Annotated in this window: 7 protein-coding genes; all 7 read left to right on the forward strand. The window is 42.2% G+C overall.

Features of this window, described 5'->3' with window-relative positions; translation table 11 throughout:
* The first annotated feature begins 181 nt into the window (after window positions 1–181).
* Window positions 182–415, forward strand: a complete 234-nt coding sequence (locus D8S93_RS24615) for a DUF2498 family protein (RefSeq protein ID WP_152816188.1) — start codon at window positions 182–184, stop codon at window positions 413–415.
* A gap of 753 nt (window positions 416–1,168) precedes the next feature.
* Window positions 1,169–1,441, forward strand: coding sequence for a hypothetical protein (locus D8S93_RS24620; RefSeq protein WP_152816191.1), 273 nt, complete (start codon window positions 1,169–1,171; stop codon window positions 1,439–1,441).
* A gap of 165 nt (window positions 1,442–1,606) precedes the next feature.
* Window positions 1,607–2,065: a GNAT family N-acetyltransferase gene (locus D8S93_RS24625; protein ID WP_193621678.1), complete on the forward strand. Its 459-nt coding sequence runs from the start codon at window positions 1,607–1,609 to the stop codon at window positions 2,063–2,065.
* 144 nt (window positions 2,066–2,209) lie between these two features.
* Window positions 2,210–2,701 (forward strand): GNAT family N-acetyltransferase, encoded by a 492-nt coding sequence (locus D8S93_RS24635; RefSeq protein ID WP_152816196.1) that lies wholly within the window; start codon window positions 2,210–2,212, stop codon window positions 2,699–2,701.
* Between the two features lie 150 nt (window positions 2,702–2,851).
* Window positions 2,852–3,478, forward strand: coding sequence for a LysE family translocator (locus D8S93_RS24640; RefSeq protein WP_152816199.1), 627 nt, complete (start codon window positions 2,852–2,854; stop codon window positions 3,476–3,478).
* A 697-nt stretch (window positions 3,479–4,175) separates the two neighbouring features.
* Window positions 4,176–4,583 carry a hypothetical protein gene (locus D8S93_RS24650; RefSeq protein WP_152816202.1) on the forward strand — a complete coding sequence of 136 codons (408 nt, stop codon included), beginning with the start codon at window positions 4,176–4,178 and terminating at the stop codon, window positions 4,581–4,583.
* Window positions 4,584–4,729: 146 nt separating this feature from the next.
* A complete protein-coding gene (locus D8S93_RS24660) occupies window positions 4,730–5,068 on the forward strand; it encodes a hypothetical protein (protein ID WP_152816208.1) in 339 nt (112 codons plus the stop codon).
* Window positions 5,069–5,324 lie beyond the last annotated feature (256 nt).

Consider the following 5,324-nt stretch of genomic DNA (forward strand, 5'->3'; position numbering starts at 1 on the left):
ATAACAAGACGTTCAAGGCGATTCGAAACGCATTGGGGTTTTAGTGCCCAAATAGGCACGGATTTATCAGAGTTTATTTTAGGTTAGGGTGCATGTGCGTCTCTCACACCTTAACTGCGCGTTAGCTATCTTTCCAAAAACTAGGGAATTACCAGTTAATCAAATATAAGGAGATATAAGTATGTCAAATGTGGTTAGTCTTACAAAGGAACAAATTCTTCCTCTATTGAATCAGCATTTAAAGAATCATCCAGAATACTTTGATGGAATGAGTTTTGATGATCTCGATGTTGTAAATGGAGTTTTTGTACCGAAAGCGCACTTTTTTCTTGATGCAGATGGATGCCCTACCGAAAAAACAGAAATAGCCCAAAAGGTATACAATGAGGTTTTTGCTGATTTTCTACCTCAATAGCTAACAAACTGTTCAAGCAGATTCGGCACGCGTGGCATTTTTGGTTTGCAGTGGGTTTTGTGTTTACGGAGTAGTGCAGACGCATTTGTATTGCGTGCCTCACTACTTAACAGGGCGTTAGCTTACAGTCTGAAAAATCAAACTCATATAGCTGATGTTAGTTTGGGCATATCGTCAAAATGAGCGTTCTGATTGGCAAATATTTTGGTTGTATCTTCGGTAGCAAGTAACATTTTTTAGCGGTCATTATTACCGTGTGAGGTCGTAAGCTTTCTTGGTCTGGTCTGGTCTTGGTTTGTTGGTGGTAATTTCAGCTCCGCCTCTATTTCATTCATGGCAAAGTTTTGTACTTGAAAGCGGCAAATCTAATACGAGCATTGGTGGGTGAAGTTCCGTGAGTCTCCACGCTCGGCGGTTTTGGCTAAGCTCAAGTTAATACTAAGTTCATCGCCTGAAGTTATCGGCTATGTTTATAATTTCGACTTCACGTTTAATGTCAAAATAAGTTGTTGTTTTAGTTTGGAATGCTCGGAAAGTAGTAAGCTAACAAAGCGTTAAAGACGGATTCGCAACGCGTGGCATTTTTGTTTTGGTTGAGTTTTGTGTTTACTGTGGCACGGTTTAAGTTGGGTGGTCGGGTTGCTCACCACTTAACGCGGCGTTATGTGCATAAGCCAAGCTTGAATAAAACGATGCTTAAATTTCTAAATTTTTGTTTTATAGGCAGTTAATCGTAATCATACAGGAAGTAAAATGGAAAGCGTAATTGAAAATGGATGGCTTAACTTTGGTGTTTCTCTTCTGATAGCGCTTTCCGTGTGCTTTGCCATTGAACAGTTATTGAATAAGGTGTTAAAGCTGAGAGGTTTGTGGTGGGTTTTTATACTGCTCTTTTCAGTATGCATTTTCTTAGTTGCTTCTACATTGAATTCCAATGAAAGCTTTTTCTATTGGTTCATTTCATCGGCCAAGTGGGCGTTGGTAGGCGTTGCAGGTCTTTCGATAGCAAAATTGCGAGAAAGTTAGCGTAAACGTCACCGATATGCACATAACAAAGCGTTTAAGACGGATTCACAACGCTTGGCATTTTTGGTTTGTATCAGCTTAAGTGTTTACTGCACAATAGTTTAGGTCTGGTGGTAGCGTTGCTCACCACTTAACGCGGCGTTATGTGCTTTGGTGGAAATGAATATGGAAATCACAATCAGGCGTATCGAAACAGAAAGCATTGAGGACAAAAGTATATTCGAGACTCTGTTCAAAGAGTATCTGTCTGGATTCTCAGTTGAACTAGATCTCTCAGTAATTGCTCGGCTATTTGCGTTGCCTTATTTCCACGGATTTATCAGTTTTGTCGACAATAAGCCTGCTGGTTTTGCGGTTTGCTTTGAATCGTTCTCAACTTATCGTGCGCAAAGAGTTATGAATATCCATGATTTTATGGTGTCGGACAGCTTTCGCGGTAAAGGGGTTGGCAAGGCGCAATTGAATGGTATCGAACAGTATTGTCGTGATAATGATTACCTCAAAATCACACTAGAAGTCGGTGATGATAATGTTGCAGCTAAAAAGCCCTACAGTTCATTGGACTACAAAGATTACAGAGTAGTTTTGAAAGGGCAGCAACATTGGCAAAAGTACCTCAGTTAGCACGCACATAACAAACTGTTCAAGAGGGATTCGCAACGCGTGGCATTTTCACTATGCGTTGGTTTTAGTGTTTAAGGTGGTATGCGGCGGCTTCGGTATTGCGTTGCTCACCCCTTAACAGGGCGTTATGTGCTTAGGAGTAAAATGGAAATTACAAAAGCGAAACTTAGTCACCAAGCACAGTTTAAAGACTATGCGCAGTCCTGTGTAGAAGATGGCTTAGAGTTGTATGATGACGCAAAAATTGACAGTTGTGCGTATTTAAAAAAGAGAATTGCCTATTCCAAAGGGCAAGAATTACCAGCTGGCTGGTCTCCAATAACAACTTATTTCTGTATTGAATCCGGTGTCATTCTTGGTTCAATCAGGGTTCGTCACGGTACAAACGAGTACATTGAAAATGTTATAGGTCATATTGGCTACGAGACTAGACCATCAGCTCGTGGTAAAGGTGTTGCGTCATTCCTTCTCGCATGGGTGCGTGACCACGTGTTAAATGACTCAGCTGTTGTCACCTGTTCAATTGACAACCTTGCGTCAAGAAAGGTCATCGAAAGTTGTGGTGGTGAATACCTTGGTAACTACACAGATGAAAGCGAGAACACTGTATGGCGTTACCTTCTAGCACGCACATAACAAAGCGTTCAAGAGGGACAGTCAACGCGTGGCGAGTTTGGTTTAAATCTTGGCATCTGTGTTTACGGCGGTAAATTGAATTTTGGTGGTAGCGCGTTGCTGCCCCTTAACGCGGCGTTAGCACTCAGAATCATTCAACAAGGAGGTTTTATGTTTCCATTAGAGGTATTTGTTACTTATACATTAGCTTGTTTACTTTTGGTGATCTCGCCGGGTCCGGATAACTTGCTCGCTATAGGTAGAGGTTTAAGCCAAGGTCGACTGGCGGCAGTAATGTCAGGCATGTCTTCTGGTGCTGGTATTTTATTTCATGTAGTCGCAGCAACATTCGGGCTAACCCTTTTAATTCAAACCTCTGAAGTGGCGTTTTATGTTGTAAAACTGGTTGGTGCTGCTTACCTAATATGGTTAGGTGTGAAAGTACTCCGTACGAGAAACCTGTTCTCACTGGAACCAGCGAAAAAACAGTCTCTGAAACTTATCTTTTCTACTGGGTTTCTATCAGCAGCACTTAATCCGAAGCCAGGTATGTTTGTTCTTGCTTTTGTACCTCAATTTGTAAACCCAAGTTTAGGCTCAGTGACAACTCAAATGATTGGCTACGGTGTGTGGTTTGCAGCATTAACAGCAATTGGCTTTAGCTTAATGGGTGTGTTTTCTTCTCAATTGTCTGAGTGGTTTAGAAACAAGCCTAAACTAGTGTCAGGGTTAAATATTGGTGCAGGTATCACATTCGTGTCTTCTGGGTTAGCAATAGCGTTTGTGAAGCAGCGATAATCTAAGTGCTAACAAACTGTTTAAGAGTGATTCGCAACGCGTGGCATTTTTACTATGCGTTGGTTTTAGTGTTTAAGGTGGTATACGGCGGCTTTGGTATTGCGTTGCTCACACCTTAACAGGGCGTTAGGCGACGGGCAGTAAAGTTCTTTGTTCTCATCTTCTTAGTTCTCTTTGAGCATTCGTTTTTCTAAGTCGGCAACTTGGCATTGTCGGCTCAAATTCTTGAATCTCTCCTGCCGTAAAACATGCCAAAATTCGTGGGTTGCCTCATTGGTTTTTGGAGACGGTTAGTGGCGAGTTTAATTGGCTCAAAGTGTGGCAAGGGCAAGTTAATCGAGGTTTTCTTTCTCGCTTTAAGTTTGCAGCTTTGGGTTTCTCAGGTTCAAAAACTACTTAGTCGCTGCAAATTCGCATTTCGTGGTCGTTGGAATTTTGGCTGAAACATAGTGAGTTTTGTGGTTCTTGAATCACAAAAAGTCAGTGGGTGCTTGGTTGCTTATTTTGTTTCGGGTAATCTGCTTTCAGACAACCTTAAACTCCGGTGGGAAACTTCGCCTAACAAGGCGTTCAAGACGGATTCACAACGCTTGGCGATTTCAGTTATAGTCGGGTTAAGTGTTTAAGGTACAATGGTTTAAGTTTGGTGGTTGGCGTTGTTCACCACTTAACGCGGCGTTAGCTGTTTGAGGAAAAAATGAGAAAATTCGATAAGCCGCTATTCTGGCTGTATATAAAAACAAGAGACTCATTGTTGTCATCTTTTAAGGGCTTTCTGGGAATGCTTTTAGTGTTGATCGGGGCAGCAGTAGTTTTAGGTAATGAATCCCCTGAGAATGTCTGGATTTCGGTGGGAATCATTTTATTAGTATCTAGTCTTCCAGTCTCAATGGGCTTGATGATGGTAAAGTTCAAATTTAAGAGCTTTGCTGGATCAATACCTACAGCAGAACTAGCGTACTTCTTACAGCACGATGAAGGTGCAAACTTAGATAAAGCTGTGAGAGGTTTATTTTCGTTATACCTATCTTTTATGATTTACCTTTGGTTTACGATGGTAGCTATCGCAGGTCTTGGTATGTTGGGAGCAAAGCTCGTGTTGTAAAACACAGCTAACAAACTGCTCAAGAGGGATTCGCAACGCGTGGCATTTTTACTATGCGTTGAATTTAGTGATTAAGGTGGTTTGCGGCGGCTTAGGTATTGCGTTGCTCACCCCTTAGCAGGGCGTTAGGCGACTAGGAGTTAACATTGGCTAAGGTAACTAGAATCCAAGCGGGACAATACTCGGTGGATGATGGGCGGTTTATTGTAAAACAAGGTTCAGGCTGGCTTGTACTTACTGCAAACGGTTCTCATGATTTTGGTCCTGTACCTACACTCGCATCTGCGAAACAGTATGTTGAGTCGGGAACCACACCGTTGGGGCAGCACAATTTGTCCACGAAACATGGCAGAAGACAAAGTAAAAAAGAGTTCAATTCATATTTGGCGTCTGAAGCTAAAAATGGAAACCCGATGCCCGCAATTTTGTGGTTTATTGTTCTTTTCATAGTCTGCGGTGTTGCATTCGCTGTTCGAGGTCATTAGATAGCCAAAAGTCGTCGCCTAACAAACTGCTCAAGAGGGATTCGCAACGCGTGGCATTTTTACTATGCGTTGAATTTAGTGATCAAGGTGGTTTGCGGCGGTTTTGGTATTGCGTTGCTCACCCCTTAGCAGGGCGTTATTTCCGCAACGGATCTCTCAGGCTGAATGTACGTGGTTGTAGCCTAAGAGTGAAAGTGGCGGGGTAATAGGTTGGAAAAGCGGCGAAAAGGGCGAATATTGGTCATTTCCATGCTAG

This window comes from Vibrio sp. VGrn 2, assembly GCF_009361695.1.
Classification (GTDB): domain Bacteria; phylum Pseudomonadota; class Gammaproteobacteria; order Enterobacterales; family Vibrionaceae; genus Vibrio; species Vibrio diabolicus.